The sequence below is a fragment of the Pseudomonas sp. FEN genome (assembly GCF_904067045.1).
Classification (GTDB): domain Bacteria; phylum Pseudomonadota; class Gammaproteobacteria; order Pseudomonadales; family Pseudomonadaceae; genus Aquipseudomonas.
Window position 1 is genome coordinate 258,031 of the sequence record NZ_CAJFDC010000013.1, and the last position, 18,810, is coordinate 276,840.

At 63.6% G+C, this 18,810-nt stretch carries 17 protein-coding genes and 1 pseudogene; 9 read left to right on the top strand and 9 right to left on the bottom strand.

The features are described 5' to 3' along the window. Nucleotides 1–14 precede the first annotated feature (14 nt). From PFEN_RS15540 to PFEN_RS15550, 3 genes and pseudogenes are all read right to left on the bottom strand, one after another. Nucleotides 15–254 (bottom strand): pyocin S6 family toxin immunity protein, encoded by a 240-nt coding sequence (locus PFEN_RS15540; RefSeq protein ID WP_191487699.1) that lies wholly within the window; start codon nucleotides 252–254, stop codon nucleotides 15–17. A gap of 8 nt (nucleotides 255–262) precedes the next feature. Continuing rightward, nucleotides 263–457: pseudogene (locus PFEN_RS15545) on the bottom strand (colicin E3/pyocin S6 family cytotoxin); the annotation flags it as partial. 36 nt (nucleotides 458–493) lie between these two features. Beyond that, nucleotides 494–1,396, bottom strand: a complete 903-nt coding sequence (locus PFEN_RS15550; protein ID WP_191487700.1) for a LysR family transcriptional regulator — start codon at nucleotides 1,394–1,396, stop codon at nucleotides 494–496. Nucleotides 1,397–1,527: 131 nt separating this feature from the next. Here PFEN_RS15550 and PFEN_RS15555 point away from each other — a divergent pair, with 131 nt between their 5' ends. From PFEN_RS15555 to PFEN_RS15570, 4 genes are all read left to right on the top strand, one after another. Next, a complete protein-coding gene (locus PFEN_RS15555; RefSeq protein WP_191487701.1) occupies nucleotides 1,528–2,610 on the top strand; it encodes an AbrB family transcriptional regulator in 1,083 nt (360 codons plus the stop codon). A 256-nt stretch (nucleotides 2,611–2,866) separates the two neighbouring features. Continuing rightward, nucleotides 2,867–3,883: an iron ABC transporter substrate-binding protein gene (locus PFEN_RS15560; RefSeq protein ID WP_191487702.1), complete on the top strand. Its 1,017-nt coding sequence runs from the start codon at nucleotides 2,867–2,869 to the stop codon at nucleotides 3,881–3,883. A gap of 15 nt (nucleotides 3,884–3,898) precedes the next feature. Then, complete coding sequence (locus tag PFEN_RS15565) at nucleotides 3,899–5,497, top strand: ABC transporter permease (RefSeq protein WP_191487878.1); 1,599 nt, start codon at nucleotides 3,899–3,901, stop codon at nucleotides 5,495–5,497. Further along, entirely contained in the window at nucleotides 5,494–6,570 is a 1,077-nt protein-coding gene (locus PFEN_RS15570) for an ABC transporter ATP-binding protein (RefSeq protein WP_191487703.1), read from the top strand. Before PFEN_RS15565 ends, PFEN_RS15570 begins: the two co-directional genes overlap by 4 nt. Here PFEN_RS15570 and PFEN_RS15575 read toward each other — a convergent pair. Next, complete coding sequence (locus PFEN_RS15575) at nucleotides 6,567–8,282, bottom strand: hydrogenase maturation protein (protein WP_191487704.1); 1,716 nt, start codon at nucleotides 8,280–8,282, stop codon at nucleotides 6,567–6,569. The genes PFEN_RS15570 and PFEN_RS15575 overlap by 4 nt on opposite strands. A gap of 223 nt (nucleotides 8,283–8,505) precedes the next feature. On the opposite strand from PFEN_RS15575, the gene PFEN_RS15580 reads away from it, so the two are divergent. Beyond that, the gene (locus PFEN_RS15580) at nucleotides 8,506–8,700 is read left to right on the top strand and encodes a hypothetical protein (protein WP_191487705.1); all 195 of its coding nucleotides are present in this window, start codon (nucleotides 8,506–8,508) and stop codon (nucleotides 8,698–8,700) included. Between the two features lie 161 nt (nucleotides 8,701–8,861). Here the strand turns inward: PFEN_RS15580 and PFEN_RS15585 are convergent, their stop codons facing one another. Together PFEN_RS15585 and PFEN_RS15590 are read right to left on the bottom strand one after the other, a co-directional pair. Then, a complete protein-coding gene (locus tag PFEN_RS15585) occupies nucleotides 8,862–9,278 on the bottom strand; it encodes a VOC family protein (protein ID WP_191487879.1) in 417 nt (138 codons plus the stop codon). Nucleotides 9,279–9,310: 32 nt separating this feature from the next. Beyond that, entirely contained in the window at nucleotides 9,311–9,736 is a 426-nt protein-coding gene (locus PFEN_RS15590; RefSeq protein ID WP_191487706.1) for a YciI family protein, read from the bottom strand. A gap of 411 nt (nucleotides 9,737–10,147) precedes the next feature. On the opposite strand from PFEN_RS15590, the gene PFEN_RS15595 reads away from it, so the two are divergent. After that, nucleotides 10,148–11,278: a patatin-like phospholipase family protein gene (locus PFEN_RS15595; RefSeq protein WP_191487707.1), complete on the top strand. Its 1,131-nt coding sequence runs from the start codon at nucleotides 10,148–10,150 to the stop codon at nucleotides 11,276–11,278. A gap of 100 nt (nucleotides 11,279–11,378) precedes the next feature. On the opposite strand, the gene PFEN_RS15600 is transcribed toward PFEN_RS15595, so the two are convergent. Beyond that, entirely contained in the window at nucleotides 11,379–12,857 is a 1,479-nt protein-coding gene (locus tag PFEN_RS15600) for a sensor histidine kinase (RefSeq protein WP_191487708.1), read from the bottom strand. Then, nucleotides 12,854–13,570, bottom strand: coding sequence for a response regulator transcription factor (locus PFEN_RS15605; RefSeq protein WP_191487709.1), 717 nt, complete (start codon nucleotides 13,568–13,570; stop codon nucleotides 12,854–12,856). The genes PFEN_RS15600 and PFEN_RS15605 overlap by 4 nt, the downstream gene beginning before the upstream one ends. Nucleotides 13,571–13,682: 112 nt before the next feature. Here PFEN_RS15605 and msrB point away from each other — a divergent pair, with 112 nt between their 5' ends. Genes msrB through msrA form a run of 3 tightly spaced genes read left to right on the top strand, consistent with a single transcriptional unit; the run spans nucleotide 13,683 to nucleotide 16,831 of the window. Continuing rightward, on the top strand, nucleotides 13,683–14,249 hold the full coding sequence (gene msrB, locus PFEN_RS15610; protein WP_412071445.1) for a peptide-methionine (R)-S-oxide reductase MsrB: 567 nt from the start codon (nucleotides 13,683–13,685) through the stop codon (nucleotides 14,247–14,249). Nucleotides 14,250–14,276: 27 nt separating this feature from the next. After that, nucleotides 14,277–16,082: a cytochrome c biogenesis protein DipZ gene (locus PFEN_RS15615; protein WP_191487710.1), complete on the top strand. Its 1,806-nt coding sequence runs from the start codon at nucleotides 14,277–14,279 to the stop codon at nucleotides 16,080–16,082. 20 nt (nucleotides 16,083–16,102) lie between these two features. Continuing rightward, nucleotides 16,103–16,831 carry a peptide-methionine (S)-S-oxide reductase MsrA gene (msrA, locus tag PFEN_RS15620; RefSeq protein ID WP_191487711.1) on the top strand — a complete coding sequence of 243 codons (729 nt, stop codon included), beginning with the start codon at nucleotides 16,103–16,105 and terminating at the stop codon, nucleotides 16,829–16,831. Nucleotides 16,832–17,040: 209 nt separating this feature from the next. Here the strand turns inward: msrA and PFEN_RS15625 are convergent, their stop codons facing one another. Further along, on the bottom strand, nucleotides 17,041–18,660 hold the full coding sequence (locus PFEN_RS15625; RefSeq protein ID WP_191487712.1) for a glucan biosynthesis protein D: 1,620 nt from the start codon (nucleotides 18,658–18,660) through the stop codon (nucleotides 17,041–17,043). Nucleotides 18,661–18,810 lie beyond the last annotated feature (150 nt).

The following is an 18,810-nucleotide window of genomic DNA, read 5'->3' on the forward strand; positions in this document are numbered from 1 at the left end:
TATCTGGCGTGAGCTCAAGCCTCCACACCGATGAGCATTTCCAAATCAGTTGGAAGCTCCTTTCCAATCAGCGCTGATATTTCTCTCACTTGGCTATCACTCAAATCCCACAGCCCCTCAGCCATCGCATTGAGGTTTTTATAGCCAAGCAAGCTCACGATTTTCTCGTTATGCGAAGGATCCAAACAAAGCTCAAACTTGAGCGAGTCATCTTCGTCATTGTTTGGCAAAAAACCTGTGAGACACAAATACATAAAAACCTCTACTTCTCTACTTTTCGACTGGGACTCGCTAGTTTGGTTTGTTCGCCAGTAATAGGATCAAACTCCCCTAAATGCTTACCTTGCTTGTCATACATTTCGACGGCGCCATGCTGGCTGTCCCACTCATAGATCCGACCTTTCCGGTCCTTCCAGCGGGCACGTTTAGCTCCACCACCCTGGACCCGACTTTTCGAATTAACTTTAGTTGACCGAGCTGGCGAGGATCAGGCTCAACGCGCGCTGAAAAACGCCCGGCCATCGCGCTTGAGCAGGTCGAGCATGGTCTGGGCCGCCGGGGACAAATAGCCGCCGGCCCGCACGGAGACCACCAGGGTGCGCTTCATGGTGGTTTCCTTGAGCCGCACCTCGCGCAGGTGCGTCGCGCCCTTGACGTCCTCCAGGGTTTCGCGCGCCAGGAAGCTCAACAAGCGGGTCTGGCCGATCAAACGCGGCAACAGGGAAATCGTGTTGGTCTCGATCTGCACCGAGGGCGCCGGCAAGTCATGGGCCAGGAACACATTGTCGATCCAGCGCCGCGACGACACCCCGGCCGCCGGCAGCACCCAGCGATAACGTCCCAGTTCGCTCAGGCGAATCGGCGCATCGAAAATCGGGTGATTGCGGCTGGCGACCACCACCGCTTCGTCATCGAACAACGGATGCGACAACAACTGCGGGTCATCGTCGAACAATGGGCAGATCACCATGTCCAGCCGCCCGGAACGCAGCGACTCGCGCAACATATCGTCCTGGCCGATCGCCAGGTTCAGGGTGATCTCCGGGGCTCGCTCCAGCAAGGCCGAGGTCAGTTGCGGCAGCAGGTACTCGGCCATGCTCGCCGCGCAGCCCAGGCGGATATTGCCGAGTACGCCGCTGGCGAAGTCGCGGACTTCACGGTGGGTCTCGGCAATGCTCTGCTGCAACTGCCGACCGCGCAGTTGCAACAACTCACCGACCGGCGTCAGCTTGATCCGCCGGCCCTCGCGCTCGAACAGCTTGGTCCCGAACGACGCCTCCAGACGCTGGATGCTCTTGGTCAGCGCCGGCTGGCTGCGATTGAGTTTCTGCGCCGCGCGGCCCAGATGACCGAGTTCGGCGATGGTTTCGAAATAGGTGAGATCGCGCAGGTCCATATTGATCAACCAAAGTTATCGTTTCATCACAATTAGAAACTGGACTTGATCAATTGCGCTATCAATAATTTGCCCAACGCGCCACTTTCAACGCCCTGCAACAGGAGCGTCCAGCGCTTTGGAGAGTGTTCTTGTCCGCATCATCATGGTTTTCCCTGTCCACCTGGTCGCGTTTGCGGCAATGGCTGGCCCTGCTCTTGCTGGCCGGTGGCAGTGGACAGTTGCTCAAGTACCTCGAGCTGCCCGCCGGGCAATTTATCGGCCCGATGCTGGTGGCGATCGCTTTCGGGGTCAGCGGTGCGCATATCCGCCTGCACAAGGAAGCCTTCCGCCTGAGCCAGGGCTGCATCGGTCTGCTGGCCGCGCACTCGATGACCCTGGCGGTGCTGAGCGCGATGAGTGAGTCCTGGCACCTGATGCTGCTCGCCACGCTCCTGACCATCGGCCTGAGCTCCCTGGTGGGCCTGGCGATGGTGCGTTTCGGCGGTATCCATCCAAGCACGGCGGCCTGGGGCACCTCACCGGGCGCGGCGTCGGCCATGGTTTCGATGGCCGACGATTTCGGGGCCGACGCCCGGGTGGTGGCGACCATGCAATATGTACGGGTGGTGTGTGTGGTGATGATCGGCGCGCTGGTCAGCCATCTGCTCGAAGCCCCGGCCAACGGCAGCGATCTGCACGCCACTGACCTGGCACAGCACGGCTCCAGCCTGCTCAACCTGGGGCTGACCCTGGCCACCGTCGTGCTCGGCGTGGTACTGGGCATGCGGATACCGGCGGGGGCCTTGCTGGTGCCATTGCTGCTCGGTGGCGGTCTGCAGCTCTCCGGCTTGCTGCATATCACCCTGCCCGCCTGGCTGCTGGCGATCGCCTACGGCGCCATCGGCTGCTACGTCGGCCTGCGCTTCGACCGCCCGACCGTGTTGTACGTCTGGAAGCGCCTGCCGGCGATGATCCTCGGCGCCATCAGTCTGATCGCCTTGTGCGCCGCCTCGGCCTGGGTCCTGGCGCGACTGCTCGGCCAGGACTTCCTCTCGGTCTACCTGGCCACCAGCCCCGGCGGGCTCGACACCATGGCGATCATCGCGGTCGATACCCACTCCGATGTCGGCCTGGTCCTGGCGATGCAGACCTTGCGCCTGCTGGCGGTGATCTTCAGCGGCGCGTTCTTTGCGCGCCTGGTGATTCGCTTCGCCGTGCACATCAAACCCTAGTCTCGACAAGACTCACCGATGACGCCACATTCGTGGCACAATCTGCAGCGTTAACTTAGTCAAAATACGAACGACATTGATTAAGATTTGTTTGCGAGCCGTGCTGGTTTTGACGTTTTTTTCTCATTTCACCCTCTAAATTGCCGCCCGGACAAGTATGCGAATGATTCCCATTGTTTAACTTGACCGGCGGCGCTGACGTACAGACAGCATCCGCCACCTCGACGACTAAAAGACCGCAGGAGCTTCCCCCACAATGATTCCCCGTCTGCCTTCGTTTCTGAAAACCACCCTGCTGGCCACCGCCCTGTTCAGCGCCGGCCACGCCTACGCCACCCCGAGCGCCGACGGCATCGTGGTCTATAACGCCCAGCACGAAAGCCTGACCAAGGCCTGGGTCGATGGCTTCACCAAGGAAACCGGGATCAAGGTGACCCTGCGCAACGGCGATGACACCGAGATGGGCAACCAGATTGTCCAGGAAGGCGACAAGTCGCCGGCGGACGTGTTCCTGACCGAAAACTCCCCGGCGATGGTGCTGGTGGACAATGCCAAGCTGTTCGCCCCGGTCGCGCCGACCACCCTGGAACAGATCGACTCGGCCTACCGTCCGGCCCACGGCAACTGGGTCGGCATTGCCGCCCGTTCCACCGTGTTCGTCTACAACAAGAGCAAGTTGAACGAAGCCCAGTTGCCCAAGTCCCTGCTCGACCTCGCCGCCCCCGCGTGGAAAGGCCGCTGGGCCGCGTCGCCGGCCGGTGCCGACTTCCAGGCGATTGTCGCCGCCGTACTGGAACTCAAGGGCGAAGCCGCGACCCTGGACTGGCTCAAGGCCATGAAAACCAATGCCTCGATCTATCGCGGCAACAGCGCGGTGCTCAAGGCGGTCAATGCCGGCCAGGTCGAGAGCGGCGTGATCTACCACTACTACAGCTTCGGCGATCAGGCCAAGACCGGCGAAAACAGCAAGAACACTTCCCTGCACTACTTCAAGCACCAGGACCCGGGCGCCTTTGTCAGCACCTCCGGCGGTGGCGTGCTCAAGTCCAGCAAACACCAGGAAGAAGCCCAGGCCTTCCTCAAGTGGGTCACCGGCAAAGATGGCCAGGCCGTGCTGAAGAACGGCAACTCGTTCGAATACGCGGTTGGCGTGGGCGCCGAATCGAATGCCAAACTGGTGCCGCTCAAGGATCTCGATGCGCCCAAGGTCGATGCCTCGAAACTCGACAGCAAGAAAGCGGTGGAGTTGATGACCCAAGCCGGAATCCTGTAATTGATCCCCGAGTCCATTTCCCACCTGGACCCCGCCGCAGTCGCTCACGCGCCTGCGGCGCTTTCGCGTAAGCGATCCAGAAACTTCTTCGGCCGCCAGGGCAATAGCTGGATCATCGGGCTGTCGCTGCTGGTGTCGCTGCTGGCGCTGCTACCGATCGCCTTCGTGATCCTGTCTGCCTGGCAAACCGGCTGGGGCACGCTCGAAGCCCTGATCTGGCGCCCACGGGTGGCCGAGTTGCTGGCCAACACCCTGTTGCTGATGGTCATCACCATTCCCCTGTGCGTGGCGCTGGGACTGGCGCTGGCCTGGCTGACCGAACGCACCGACCTGCCCGGCCGACGCGCCTGGTCATTGCTGGCCACCGCGCCGCTGGCCGTGCCGGCGTTCGTCCACAGCTACGCCTGGGTCAGCCTGGTGCCACCGATCCACGGGCTGTTCGCCGGGGTACTGGTGTCGGTGATCGCCTATTTCCCGTTTCTCTACCTGCCGATTGCCGCGACTCTGCGGCGGCTGGACCCGGCCATCGAGGATGTCGGCGAGTCCCTGGGCCTCAAACCCTGGGCGGTGTTTTTCCGCATTGTCCTGCCGCAACTGCGCCTGGCGATCTGCGGCGGCGCCCTGCTGGTGGGCCTGCACCTGCTGGCCGAATACGGCCTCTACGCGATGATCCGCTTCGATACCTTCACCACCGCGATCTTCGACCAGTTCAAGTCGACCTTCAGCGGCCCGGCGGCGCATACCCTGGCCGGGATCCTGGCGCTGTGCTGCCTGGGCCTGTTGACCGTCGAGTCGGCCGCCCGTGGCAAGGCCCGCTATGCCCGGGTCGGTTCCGGCAGCGCGCGGCAGCAACGCACGGTACGCCTCAGCCGCGGCACCAAAGTGCTGGCGCTGAGCATTCCACTCATCAGCAGCGTGCTCGCCCTCGGCGTGCCGTTGATCACCCTGGGCAGTTGGCTGATTGCCGGTGGCCGCGAGGTCTGGCAACTGGACGCTTTGTTCCCGGCCCTGGAACAGACCCTGCTGCTGGGTGTCGCCGGGGCCCTGCTGACTACCTGCGCGGCGGTGCCCGTGGCCTGGTTGTCGATCCGCTCGCCCGGGCGTCTGCATCGCCTGCTGGAAAGCTGCAACTACATCACCAGTTCCCTGCCCGGCATTGTCGTCGCACTGGCCCTGGTCACGGTCACCATCAACTTCGCCCGACCGATCTACCAGACCTCGATTACCGTGCTACTGGCGTACCTGTTGATGTTCATGCCCCGCGCGCTGGTCAGCTTGCGAGCCGGCATCGCCCAGGCGCCGGTGGAACTGGAAAACATCGCCCGCAGCCTCGGCCGCTCGCCGGGCCGGGCACTCTGGTCGATCACCCTGCGCCTTGCCGCGCCGGGAGCCGCCGCCGGCGCCGCGCTGGTGTTCCTGGCCATCACCAACGAACTGACCGCCACCCTGCTGCTCGCGCCCAATGGCACACGTACCCTGGCCACCGGTTTCTGGGCAATGACCAGTGAAATCGACTACGCCGGTGCCGCGCCCTACGCGCTGCTCATGATCCTGCTGTCACTGCCGCTGACCGGGCTTCTCTATCATCAATCCAAACGCACGGCTGGCCGATGAACGCTCTTGAAATCAACGCGCTGTACAAGTCCTTCGGTTCGCAAGCGGCCCTGGAAGACATCAACCTGTCGATTGCCACGGGCAGCCGCACGGCCATCGTCGGCCCTTCCGGCTCGGGCAAGACCACCCTGCTACGGATGATCGCCGGCTTCGAGTTTCCCGATGCCGGCCGTATCACCCTCGACGGCCAGCCGCTGGTGGATGCCCAGACCCAGGTCCCGGCCCACCAGCGCCTGATCGGCTACGTGCCGCAGGACGGCGCGCTGTTCCCGCATATGACAGTGGCCGATAACATCGCTTTCGGCATCGTCGACAAAGCCACCCGGCAACAGCGGGTCGCCGAGCTGATGGACAGCGTGGCCCTGGAACCACAAATGGCTAAACGCTGGCCCCATGAACTGTCCGGCGGCCAGCAGCAGCGAGTGGCGTTGGCCCGCGCCCTGGCACAACGTCCACGGCTGATGTTGCTGGACGAACCGTTCTCGGCCCTCGACACCGGGCTGCGGGCATCGATGCGCAAGATGGTCGCGCGGCTGCTGTCCGAGGCCGGGGTAACCACCATCCTGGTCACCCATGACCAGGCCGAAGCCCTGTCCTTCGCCGATCAGTTGGCCGTGATGCGCAAGGGCCGGTTGGTCCAGGCCGGCCCACCGATAGACTTGTACCTGCGCCCGGATGATGAAGACACCGCGCTGTTCCTCGGCGATGCGGTGATCCTGCCCGCCGTGATCGAGAACGGCTGGGCCCAATGCGAGCTGGGACAACTGGCGGTCAACGACGAAGGTCGGCACGGGCCGGCGCAGATCATGCTGCGCCCCGAGCAATTGCAACTCGTGCCCCGCGTACCGGGACAGCCGGAGAGCAACGGCAGCCCGGCGCGGGTGACTGAATGCGACTTTGGCGGCAACACCTGCACCTTGACCGTGGAGCTGACAGCCCAGGCCGCCGGCGGGCAGGCACGGCGTTCCTTGCTGGTACGCAGCACCGGCATGCACGCCCCCCGGATCGGCAGCGAGGTGCTGGTCTCGGCCCTCGGCAACGCCCATGTGCTGGGCCGACAGGTCGCCCGCTAGACGCTAACCACCTCGGCACTGCTCGCCCAGAGCGCCAGCAGTCGCCGAGGTGTTCCGCAGCCCCGGCGCTTGAACACAAAGTGCCGGCACTTTTCGGCAAACCGGTTGCGGTCCTGGACCATGTCCAGTTGCATCTCGGCCAACTCTTCTTCGCGGCAGCGCTCCATGTCCTCGACATCGCGGGTCTGCCGGCGCGCGCGTACTACTTCATAGATCGGGTCGTGGGCCACGCGCTGCGCCTGATCCATCAACCAGGCGCCAAAAGCCAGCGGACAACGCGGGCCGACATCCTGGACCAAACCCATTTCCCGCGCCTCGACGACGCTGATCGGCAGGCAGTCCTCGGTGAGCTGCAGCGCGCGCTCGTAACCGACCGCGCGGGGCAGGCTGTAGGTCCAGTACTCGGAGCCATGGAGGCCCATGCTCTTGTAGTGCGGATTGAGCACCACGCCGCTGCGCGCGAACACCCCGTCAGCCGCCAGGGCCAGCATCACCCCACCGGCACCGGCGCTGCCGGTCAGGCCACTGATCACCAACTGGCGGGCGGTCAGGAGTTCGCGACAGACATCGTTGATCGCGCGAATATTGGCCCAGGCCTCGAACCCGGGAATCACGGCCGCCTGAATCACATTGAGGTGCACACCGTTGGAAAAACTGCCGCGCCCGCCACGAAACAACAACACCTCGGTGTCCCGCGCCTTGGCCCAGCGCAGGGCACTGACCAGCCGCCGGCATTGCTCGGTGCTCATGGCGCCGTTGTAGAACTCGAACGTCAGCTCACCCACGCCACCCTGCTCGCGATAACGGATCGGTTGATAGGCCTCGTCACAATGCGGGTAATGGGCGATGGACCAGTTCAAGCTCGGCACGTCGTCGAGTCGACCGGCCAGCACATGGCGCGCCGGGCGCTTGAAGGTCTCTTCCCCCGGCCGGGGTTTGCGGCGCAGCGAGCCGATCCACAGGCTGCGGTCCCCCGTCGCCACCAGCACCGCATCGTCATGCACCGCCAGCAGTTGCCCCGGCGTGCCACGACGGCTGTCCAGATGGGCGTCATAGAGGTAGTACGATTCGCCGAGCAACTCGGCCAGTACGCCGGGCTGGCCATCGGCGGCATCAATGCGCCGCTGGATCAGCGCGGCGTCATCCTGCCAGCTGAAACTGCGGTCACTCTGCTGCATGTTCGGCTGCAGGCGGCCACGGACCTGTGGCGAACGGTAATCCAGGGGCTGCGGCACAAAGTCACTGCCGAACCTGGCCACTACGTCGTGGATACAGGCCATGGCCGCATCGGCCACCGCGCCATTGTAGAGTTCGGACTTGCGAATGCCCGTCGGCATCTCGAATTCATGGGTGGCCCAGATCGCCCCGCTGTCCATTTCCTCGGCGGCCTGCAAGGCCGTCACGCCCCAGGTCGGCAGCTGCCGGGTGATCGCCCAATCGAGCGCGCTGGCGCCGCGATCACCGACAATCCCCGGATGAATGATCACCACCGGACGCTGGGTGTTCTGCCACAACCGGGCCGGCACGCGGTCCTTGAGGAAGGGGCAGATCACCAGCGTCGCGGGGCTGTCCTCGATCTGCTCGCAGACCGTCTCGGCATCGCTGAACAGCACCACACTCGGCCGATGCCCCGCTTCGCGCAGCTCCAACCAGGCGCGCTGGGTCAACCCGTTGAACGCCGATGCCAATAGAATAATTTTCAATGAACGCATAACTGAACTCCTCCTTGAGCAATACGCCGGGCCTCTGCTGCAACGAGCAATCCATGGCCCGGCCGGAGCCACTACAGTAATGCCCCGCGACCGCGGCACCTTGATCGAGGTCAACGGACAACCGCACGGCGGGAGCATTAGCGCAGCGCCGATTTCTCGGCTAGGATTTCCTGCTCATGGAGTTGCCCATGCGTTCAATGGGCTTTGAGACAAGGAGAGAGAAATGACCGCAGTTCGTGTTGCAGAGCGTGCCTATCGCAGTTGGTCCAGCCCCATCCTGCTGGAACTCAAGGAACGAGAGCATCAGTTGGACCCGTCCTCTCGGGTAGCCCTGAGCAATGTCTTGCAAGAGCGTCGTCTGCTCGATAGCGACAGGCTGACAGCCATGATGCTACCTATCAGGCATGGCTTCGAATGAAGGTAGGGGATTCGGCCCGCGCAGCCGGTCGCGTTCGAAAAATGCCCGTATTGCCTGGTCGCCCTAGCTGAACGACCGGTGTCGCGCATGCCGTTACCGCGCTAGCATGCTCAGGCCTGCAGTGTACGATCCGACTGCAGGCTTGAGCACTCATCAGACGCTTACTTCGCACCCTCGTAATTGACCATCCAGGCCACGCCGAAACGGTCTTCGAACATCGCGAAGCGTTCCGACCAGAAGGTCTTGCCCGGCGCCATATGGACGCTGCCACCAGCGCTCAACCCCTTGAACAGGCGCTCGGTCTCGGCGACGCTATCGACATTGAGCGACACCGAAACGCCCTGGATCTTGCTGAATGGCTGCTGCGGCGGACAATCGGAGGCCATCAGGCTGTAGTTGCCCACCGTCAGGCAGGCATGCAGGATTTTGTCCTTGTTCGGCGCATCCTTGGGCACACAGGCCTCCTCCGGGGCATCGGCAAACGACAGGAGAAACAGCTCGCCACCGAGGACCTGCTTGTACAGGGTAAAGGCTTCCTTGCAGTTGCCGTTGAAGATCAGGTAAGGAATGATTCTCATACTCATGATAGAACTCCTATTCTGGCAGGGTTTCAGGATTGACCGGACATCTGCGTGCGCAGGCGTTCTTCCTGTTCGCGCAACTCGGGGGTAAAGCATTCGCCAAAGTCCTCGGCCTCGAAGATCTGGCGGATTTCGATTTCAGAGTCACCGAGCATCGGGTTCGGACAACGCTTGACCCAGTCGATGGCCTCTTGCAGTGACCGCACATTGAAGATCCAGAAACCGGCGATCAGTTCCTTGGTCTCCATGAACGGGCCATCGACCACGCTGCGCTGCTTGCCGCTGAACCGAACGCGAGCGCCCTTGGCACTGGGATGCAGCCCCTCGGCGGCGAGGATCACACCGGCCTTGGCCAGCTCTTCGTTGTAGCTGCCCATGGCCGCCAGCAGCTCCTGACTGGGCATTTGGCCAGCTTCCGACTCCGGACTGGCTTTGACAATCACCATGAATCGCATGGTCGTATCTCCTGATGGTGGTAGACAAATTCGACAAGCCGGCAGGCGGCTCTGTCGAATAATCGAACGAGCGACCGCGGAATCGACAACCCACGAAATCTTTTTTCCTGATCGCCGTTGCTCCATTTCCGGGCGCGCAACGATCGGCGATCAATAGCGCCGTCGCCCATCCGACCCAGCATAGAAGGATATGAAGCAGGACCATGGATTGGGCCTGGCAGCCCGTCGTTACGGGACAGCGCCTACACACAGTCAAGGCGAATCCCACCCCGATAGCACAAAGAGTGCCCTCTTCCCAACGCGAGCTTGCTCGCGATGGACGCCAACGCTAACGTGGGAAAGCTGAGCGCTTGCGCAGAGCCCCCACATGGAATAACCCCCGCCCCCGACAACGCCCACCCGAGAGGAAACATGGAGTCTCCCGCAGTCCCGATTGGCCAGCGTCCGGACTTTGCCCTCGCCCTCTCCGGCGGCGGTGTCCGAGCCATGGTGTTTCACCTCGGCGTGCTCAAATACCTCGCCGAACAACAAGCCCTGGAACAGGTCACGCAGATTTCCACGGTGTCCGGTGGCAGTCTGCTGGTGGGCCTGATGCTGCAGGAAAACCACGGGCAATGGCCCGACTCCACGACCTTCCTGCTGCGCATCTACCCTGCCCTGCAAACCAGGCTGTGCTCACGCAGCCTGCTCTGGAGTGCCTTGCGCCAGCTGCTCAACCCGCTGAATTGGCGCTTCCTGCTGTCGCGGGCCAACCTGCTGGCCCTGGCGCTGCAAAACGAATGGGGGGTGACCGCCCTTCTGCCGGAGATCGGCGCCAAACCCGACTGGTCGATCAACGGCACCACGGCGGAGAACGGCAAGCGCTTTCGCTTCAAGCGCGGCAACATGGGCGACTACTCCATCGGTTACGCCGCCACCAACGGTTTCCCCCTGGCCCAGGCCCTGGCGGTTTCAGCGGCGTTCCCCGGCGGAATCGGCCCGCTGTCGCTCAAGACCCGGCGCTTCAAGTGGATGCAACGCCAATGGGAAGCCCCGCTCAACAGCGCCGTCGAGGTGCGCCCGCCCTTCAGGAAGCTGCGGCTCTACGACGGCGGCGTCTACGACAACCTCGGCCTGGAACCCTTGTTCGACGCCGCGACGGGACAGACCAAGCGCTATGCGTACCCGATCATCGTTTCGGACGCTGGCGCGCCCCTGAAACCGGGGTTTGACGCCGGGGTGCTGAGTCCCTGGCGGCTCAAGCGCCTGGCCGACATCATGTCCGACCAGACCCGGGCGCTGCGCGGCCGGACCTTTGTCGAATACCTGAAGAAGGCTCCCGGGCGTGGTGCTTACCTGAGCACCGCCAGTTCCCTGGTCGAACCGACCAAAGGCAGCGACGCCGCCTTTGCAGCGGATTTCCCCACGACCCTGAATCGGCTGCAAGCCGAGGTCTTCGAACGGATCGCCCGGCACGGTTATGCCGTGGCGCGGGCCACCGACCGGCAGTACCCGCTGCTGCCGCTTGCATCGACAGTCCCCGAAGTCCTCGAACGCCTCTGAGCCCGTATCGCCCGAGGGTACTCAAGGCAGCGCCAGCCCCCCCCAGGCTGGCGACCGGCAATGGACCGCGAAACTCAATGGCCCGCGCAAGCGCTGAATATCAGGCCGACTCGCGCGCCTGACCCGCCGCGCTCAGCTCGAAATGGAACACCGCGCCTTTGCCTGGAAGCGACAGCAGGCGAATCTGGCTGTCGTGCAATTGCAGGATGCGTCGGACAATCAGCAATCCCAGGCCACCGGAGCGCCGGTCACCCTCCTGGTTGAACGGCCGACGGAACAGGTTCTCCAGCAATGAAGCGGCAATCCCCGGACCGGTGTCACTGACCGTGACCTGCACCTTGCCAGCGCCATGGACCAGCGCCACCTCGATGGTGCCGCCTGCGGGGGTGTGGCGCAGGGCGTTGTCGATCAGGTTGGTCAGCACCCGCTCGATCATGCCCAGGTCGGCGCTGACCATCGAGGCCCCACGGGGCAATACCGCCTGCAGTTTCGACTGGCGGGTCTCGGCCATCAGTTCGAACTTCTGGAACACATCCTGGATCAGGTCGCTGAGGGAAAAATCCTCGACCTGCAAACGCACCGCGCCATGCTCCAGGCGCGCCAGCTCGAACAGCGCCTGGGCCAGTTGCCCGACCTTGCTGCTCTGGGCCAGGGCGATCCCCAGGTAGCGTCGACGCTCGTCCGCTGTCAGCAGCGCGTCCTTGAGGGACAGGGTTTCCAGATAACCGTGCAGCGACGCCAGGGGCGTGCGCAAGTCATGGGAAATATTCGTCACCAGCTCGCGGCGGTCCTGGTCGAGCTGGGTCAGGCTGCGCCACTGCTCACCGATACGCATTGCCATCTGGGCGAAACTGGCTTCCAACACCTCGATTTCATCGCGCCGCCCCGCTCCCGCCCGCGACAGCAGCGGCAACTGGGCCGGCGCGGCATCGGTATCGAAATGGCGCATGGTCTCGGTCAGCCGACGTAGCGGTCGGGTGATCAGGCGAAACGCGATCAGGCCGGCGATCAGCCCCAACAGGGCCACCAGGCTCATGGCCCACAAGGTGGTGCGCAGTACCGAACTGGCCGAGACCTGGGCCGCCAGGCGATCATGTTCCTCGCCCTGGAGAACCACATAAAGGTAGCCCAGCTCCTTGCCGCCACCACGCAGGGCGGCGGCGCTGAATACCTTGCGGCCGTCAGCGCTGCGCGGATCGTCACCGAGGATCGGCAACGGCTGCCCCTCCAGCAAACGACGGATCGGCGCCAGGTCGACATGGTCGCGGTGCAGGTGCCCCTGCGGCGCGGCATCGCCGGTGATCTTGCCGCTGGGTGAGAGCAGATAGACTTCCACGCTCGGGTTGACGTTCATCAGTTGGCCGAACAGCGCGCGGACCGCCTCCATGGTCAGCCCCTCGGTGCCGACCAGCTTGTTGTCCAGGGCAATGCTCTGGGCCAGGTCCCGGGACAGCCCCTGGACCACTTCCTTTTCGTGCATGTCACTGGCCCGCACCTGCAACCACACCGAGGCCCCGCAACAGGCCAGCAGCAGAATGGAAAAGGCAATGGACAGGCGCTGGGACAGAGTCAGGTTCATGGCGCGCGACTCACCGGTGAAAAACGATAGCCACGGCCCCAGACCGTGAGAATCCGCTCGGGTTGCGCCGGATCGACTTCGATCTTGGCCCGCAGGCGATTGATATGGGTATTGACCGTGTGTTCGTAGCCGTCGTGCTGGTAGCCCCAGACCTGGTTCAGCAGATCCATGCGCGAATACACGGTGCCAGGGTTTTTCATGAAGAAATGCAGCAGGTCGAATTCCCGTGGCGTCAGGTCCAGGGGCTTGCCGTCGACCTGGGCCTCGCGGGTCAACGGATCGAGGCTCAGACCACCCAGCTCGAGGGTCCCCGCCTCGATTTTCAGGCTCTTGGCCAGGGCATCGACCCGACGCAGCAGGGCCTTGACCCGCGCCGCCAGCTCAAGCATCGAGAACGGCTTGGCCAAGTAGTCGTCGGCGCCCAACTCCAGTCCGAGCACCCGGTGCATCTCGCTGGAACGGGCGCTGGTGATAATGATCGGCGTGTAGCGCGCCATGGCCCGCGCCTGCCGGCAGATCTCCAGGCCATCGACGCCCGGCAGCATCAGGTCGAGGATCAGCGCGTCCCAGGAGCCCTTGCTCAATTGCGCCAGGCCGAGGTTGCCATCGGCGCAGTGGGTGACCTCGTAGCCCTCGTCCCGCAGGTGCAGACTCAGCAAGCCCGCCAGGTGCAGGTCATCTTCGACGATCAGAATACGTTTGGGTGAATCCATGGGCAGCCTTTGTGCGGGTAGTCGCCGGAAACGACGCCTGGTTCATTGTGCCGGATCAGCGCCCGGCAAATCTTCACAATTAAGTTAACTTTACGGGAGGATTTGGCGACCCTTGCCGTCCAACAATGAAAGCCTGATCAACCACCATGGACGCGACGCCATGTCCTCCAGAAGACGCTTTCTTGTTTCCAGTGCCGCCACCCTGCTCGCCGCCAGCTTATTCGACTGGCGCGCCGTCGGCGCCACCTTTGGCAGCGGCAACCGCTCGGCCGACAGCGGTGAAACCTTCGAAGTCAGCCATAGCGACACCGAATGGAAAGCGATGCTCAGCGACGAGCAGTACGCAGTGCTGCGCCACGAAAGCACCGAACGCCCCTACTCCAGCGCCCTCAACGAGGAGCACCGCGACGGTGTGTTCGCCTGCGCCGGCTGTCACCTTGCGCTGTTTTCATCGGCCAGCAAATACGACAGCCGCACCGGCTGGCCCAGCTTTACCGCGCCGCTGGAAAGCGCCGTGGCGACCCGCCGCGACACCTCCTTCGGCGTCTCCCGTACCGAGGTGCATTGCCAGCGTTGCGGCGGTCATCTGGGCCATGTGTTCCCCGACGGCCCCCCACCCACTGGCCTGCGCTACTGTATGAACGGCGTCGCCATGACCTTTACCCCCGGCGCGGCCTGATCCGCACGCCTCGACAAGGACTCCCTCATGTTCCTGCTTATCCTGGCCTACCTCGGCGGCCTCCTGACCATCCTCAGCCCCTGCATCCTGCCGGTGCTGCCGTTCGTCTTCGCCCGCTCCGGCGAGCCGTTTCGCCGCAGCGGCCTGCCGTTGCTGTGCGGCATGGCCCTGACTTTCGCCCTGGTCGCCAGCCTGGCGGCGGTCGGCGGTGGCTGGGTGGTGCGGGCCAACCAGTACGGGCGCTGGCTGGCCCTGGCGCTGATGGCGTTTTTTGCCATTACCCTGCTGTTCCCGCACCTGGCCGAACGCCTGACCCAACCGCTGGTGGCGGCCGGTGACCGGTTGTCGCGCTCGGCGCAAAGCCACAATGGTTCGCCAAGCGCGCGCTCGTCCTTTGTACTGGGCATCGCCACCGGCCTGTTGTGGGCGCCCTGTGCCGGGCCGATCCTCGGTCTGATCCTGACCGGCGCCGCCCTGCAAGGCGCGAACATCGGCACCAGCCTGTTGCTACTGGCCTATGCCGCTGGCGCCGCGACCTCCCTGGCTGGCGCGCTGCTGGTCGGCGGCAAGCTGTTCCAGGCGATGAAACGCAACCTCGGCACCGGACAATGGCTGCGCCGTGGTCTCGGTGCGGCAATGCTGGTCGGCGTGGTGGCCATCGCCCTGGGCCTGGATACCGGCCTGCTGACCCGAGTGTCCACGGTCGCCACCTCGGGACTCGAGCAGAAGCTGCTCGACAGCTTGACACCGAAGCAGGCCACGGATCAGACCGGTGCCATGCTGGCGGCAGTCAACAGCGACGCCGGCCAGCCGGCTGGCGGCATGATGGCGATGGCAACCAAGACCGGCGGCGCCGAACGTAAGCTGCCGGTGGAAGGCAACCTGCCGGACCTGTCGGGCGCCGTGCAGTGGCTCAACTCCGCGCCGCTGAGTGCCGCCGAACTCAAGGGCAAGGTGGTACTGATCGACTTCTGGACCTACTCCTGCATCAACTGCCTGCGCAGCCTGCCCTACGTCAATGCCTGGGCACAGAAGTACCACGACCAGGGCCTGGTGGTGATCGGCGTGCACGCACCGGAGTTCGCCTTCGAACGCGACATCGACAATGTGCGCCAGGCCGTGGGCAAGCTGGGCATCCAGTACCCGGTGGCGATCGACAACAACTACGCGATCTGGCGTGGCTTCAACAACCAGTACTGGCCGGCCCATTACTTCGTCGATGCCCAGGGCCGCGTGCGCTATCACCACTTCGGTGAAGGCGACTACGAGGGTTCCGAACAGGTGATCCAGCAACTGCTCAGAGAGGCCGGTCGGCAGAACGTCGCTGGCGGCACGGTCAGCACCCAGGCCCAAGGCGTCATGCAGGCCGCCGACGAGGCCGAAGTGAAGTCGCCGGAAACCTACCTGGGTTATGACCGTGCCGAGAACTTCGCCTCGCCGGGCGACCAGGTGGCGGACCAATCGAAACACTACGCGGCACCGCAACAGCCGACCTTGAACCAGTGGGGCCTGGACGGCCAATGGACCGCCCATGCCGAGCAGGTGACGCTCAACCAGGCGCCGGGCCAGGTGGTCTACCGCTTCCACGCCCGTGATCTGCATCTGGTGCTGGGCCCTGGGTCGAACGGCAAGCCAGTGCGCTTCAAGGTGCGCATCGACGGCACGCTGCCGGGGGCCAACCATGGCACCGATACCGACGCCAACGGCGAAGGCACGGTGACCGAGCAGCGCCTGTACCAACTGGTCCGCCAGTCCGGGAACGTGACCGAGCACACCTTCTCCATCGAATTTCTCGACCCCGGTGTACAGGCCTACGCCTTTACCTTCGGTTGATCGCCACGAGGATGAACATAATGAGTACGCCTGTGATGCAACGAAAAACCCAATCGCCGCTGCTGGTACTCGCCGGAATCGCCAGTCTGGCCTTGTCGGCCCTGATGTTCCAGCGCCTGGCCTGGTCGGCGGAAGACGCGGTGCGGATCGCCCCGCCGGCCCTGGATCAACCGGCAGGCGCCAGCGGCAAGGCCACGGCGGTGTTCGCCGGCGGCTGTTTCTGGGGCGTCCAGGGAGTGTTCCAGCACGTCCGGGGGGTTGAGAACGCAGTGTCGGGTTATACCGGCGGTGCGGCGAATACCGCCCGTTATGAAGCGGTAGGCGAAGGTTCGACCGGGCACGCCGAGTCGGTGCAGGTGACCTATGACCCGAACCAGGTCAGTTACGGGCAACTGTTGCAGGTGTTTTTCTCGGTGGCCCATAACCCGACGGAGCTCAACCGCCAGGGGCCGGACAGCGGCACGCAGTACCGTTCGGCGATTTTCCCGGTGAATGCCGAGCAGGAAAAGATTGCCAAGGCCTATATCGCCCAGTTGGAGGCCGCCAAGGCGTTCCCCTCGGCGATCGTTACCCGGATCGAGGACGGCAAGGTCTTCTATCCGGCCGAGGGCTATCACCAGAACTACCTGACACTGCACCCGACCGCGCCGTATATCGCCTTCAATGATCTGCCGAAGGTGGCAAACCTCAAGCGCCTGGAGCCGGAGCTTTATCGGGCCGACCCGGTGCTGGTGCCGGACGCCAATTGATGACGAATGCCGCAGACTCAAGAGCAATCTTGAGTCTGGCCACGATTTGTGGCGAGCGGGCTTGCCCGCGCTCGGCTGCGAAGCAGTCGCAAAACCTGTCATCACGGTCTGCCTGATACACCGCGATGACGGGTTTCAGGGCCGCTTCGCGCCCCAGCGCGGGCAAGCCCGCTCGCCACAGGAGCGTGTTCGGAGCCCAAACTTTCTTATCAGGTATAGCGGCGCTTCTCCGGGGTTGGCGGGAAGTACTGGTACAACCAGGTTTCGCTCAAGGTCCGGTCACGGGTGCGAATGAACAGGCGCAGTTCCACCGGATCGACCTGGTCATCGCTCGGGTACCAGTCGAACGTCACCCGATAGCCGTTGATTTCGTCCAGTTTGAGGACATCGATATCCTTTATCTGACCGCGGGATGTCGTCACCACCGGATCGATCGTCGCGCCCTCGGACAGCCGCTCCAGGCCGCCGCCGGTAAAGTCCACGGCAAAGCGCCGGGCCCAGACCTCGGGATAATGCTCGCCCGGTGCCCAGCCCTCGACAAACCCACCCATCCCCGAACGGGTGGCATGGACCCGCGCCAACGGCGTCCCCACCGGCGGCAGCGCGCTCCAGTAGAGCTTGTAGCCGTAGTTCAGCGAAGCCCCCGCCGCCACCGGCTCCTTGGGCGTCCAGAACGCCACGATATTGTCCAGGGTCTCGCCCGTGGTGGGGATTTCCAGCAGATCGACGGAGCCCTCGCCCCAGGCCGTGGTCGGCTCGACCCACAGGCTCGGACGCCGGCTGTACCAATCCACGGTGTCCTGGTAGCTGGCGAACTCATGGTCGGTCTGCACCAGGCCGAACCCCTTGGGGTCCTTGTCGGCGAAGGCGTTGAACTGCAAGGTCGCCGGGTTGTTCAAGGGCCGGCAGATCCACTCGCCATTACCGCGCCACATGGCCAGGCGATCAGAGTCGTGGATCTGCGGATGAAGGGTGTCGCACATCCGCCGTTCGTGGGTGCCGCAACTGAACATGCTGGTCATCGGCGCGATACCCAACTGTTCGATGGCCGTGCGCGCGTTGATATGGGCATCGACCGCCATCACCACCTGCTCGGCCTGGCAATCGATATCGAAACGGTAGGCGCCGGTGGCACTCGGCGAGTCGAGCAAGGCATAGACCACGAAACGGGTGCTGTCCTTGTCCGGGGTTTCGAACCAGAAATGAGTGAAGTCGGGGAATTCCTCGCGCCGCTTGGCATAAGTGTCGATCGCCAGACCGCGCGCCGACAGGCCATATTGCCCGGTCTTGTCCACCGCGCGGAAATAGCTGGCGCCGAGGAACGAGACAATGTCGTGCTGGTCGATTTCCGGAGCCTTGAACAGCTTGAAGCCGGAGAATCCCAGGTCGCCCTTGAGCCGGGACGGATCAATGCCACTGCGCGCGTAGTTGAACAACGCCGGACGGAAATGCACCTCCCGGGCCTGGCGCGTCCCGGCATCGACGCTGTACATGCGCACCGGTTGCTTGAAGCCCATGCCAACGTGAAAGAACTGCACGTCCAACTGGCCCTTGAGTTCATTCCACAGCGAGTGCCGGGCATCGTACTGAATGGCATTGAACTGTTGCGGGGTCATACCCTCCAGGGTTGGCGGCAACACCTGGCGGGTGCTGACATAGTCCTTGCCGGCGAGTTTTTTCGCATGTCCCTGCAATGTATCGAAGTCGAAGTGTTCGATCTCGCCGTCCGCGGCGGCGGCAAGCGCCCGCGCCGCGAACAGACCGCTGGCCGACAGGCCGGTGTAGGCCGCCAGGGCCATGGATGCTTTCAGAAGATTGCGGCGATGCATAAAAAGACCTGTACAGGAACTGCAGGACATCCGGAACTGCTGGGTACCGGATAGAAAGAAGCGCTTGCTCAAGACTGCGAGCGAACGCGGCTACAGCTAAACAGATAACAAATCCTTATGAGGGTTCGCAATATCCTACAGAAAACTTAC

Excerpts from the sequence above, each read along its gene's own strand:
- PFEN_RS15540 (WP_191487699.1), bottom strand. The coding sequence starts at position 254 with ATGTATTTGTGTCTCACAGGTTTTTTGCCAAACAATGACGAAGATGAC.
- PFEN_RS15550 (WP_191487700.1), bottom strand. The coding sequence starts at position 1,396 with ATGGACCTGCGCGATCTCACCTATTTCGAAACCATCGCCGAACTCGGT.
- PFEN_RS15560 (WP_191487702.1), top strand. The coding sequence starts at position 2,867 with ATGATTCCCCGTCTGCCTTCGTTTCTGAAAACCACCCTGCTGGCCACC.
- PFEN_RS15570 (WP_191487703.1), top strand. The coding sequence starts at position 5,494 with ATGAACGCTCTTGAAATCAACGCGCTGTACAAGTCCTTCGGTTCGCAA.
- PFEN_RS15575 (WP_191487704.1), bottom strand. The coding sequence starts at position 8,282 with ATGCGTTCATTGAAAATTATTCTATTGGCATCGGCGTTCAACGGGTTG.
- PFEN_RS15580 (WP_191487705.1), top strand. The coding sequence starts at position 8,506 with ATGACCGCAGTTCGTGTTGCAGAGCGTGCCTATCGCAGTTGGTCCAGC.
- PFEN_RS15585 (WP_191487879.1), bottom strand. The coding sequence starts at position 9,278 with ATGAGAATCATTCCTTACCTGATCTTCAACGGCAACTGCAAGGAAGCC.
- PFEN_RS15590 (WP_191487706.1), bottom strand. The coding sequence starts at position 9,736 with ATGCGATTCATGGTGATTGTCAAAGCCAGTCCGGAGTCGGAAGCTGGC.
- PFEN_RS15595 (WP_191487707.1), top strand. The coding sequence starts at position 10,148 with ATGGAGTCTCCCGCAGTCCCGATTGGCCAGCGTCCGGACTTTGCCCTC.
- PFEN_RS15600 (WP_191487708.1), bottom strand. The coding sequence starts at position 12,857 with ATGAACCTGACTCTGTCCCAGCGCCTGTCCATTGCCTTTTCCATTCTG.
- PFEN_RS15605 (WP_191487709.1), bottom strand. The coding sequence starts at position 13,570 with ATGGATTCACCCAAACGTATTCTGATCGTCGAAGATGACCTGCACCTG.
- PFEN_RS15615 (WP_191487710.1), top strand. The coding sequence starts at position 14,277 with ATGTTCCTGCTTATCCTGGCCTACCTCGGCGGCCTCCTGACCATCCTC.
- msrA (WP_191487711.1), top strand. The coding sequence starts at position 16,103 with ATGAGTACGCCTGTGATGCAACGAAAAACCCAATCGCCGCTGCTGGTA.
- PFEN_RS15625 (WP_191487712.1), bottom strand. The coding sequence starts at position 18,660 with ATGCATCGCCGCAATCTTCTGAAAGCATCCATGGCCCTGGCGGCCTAC.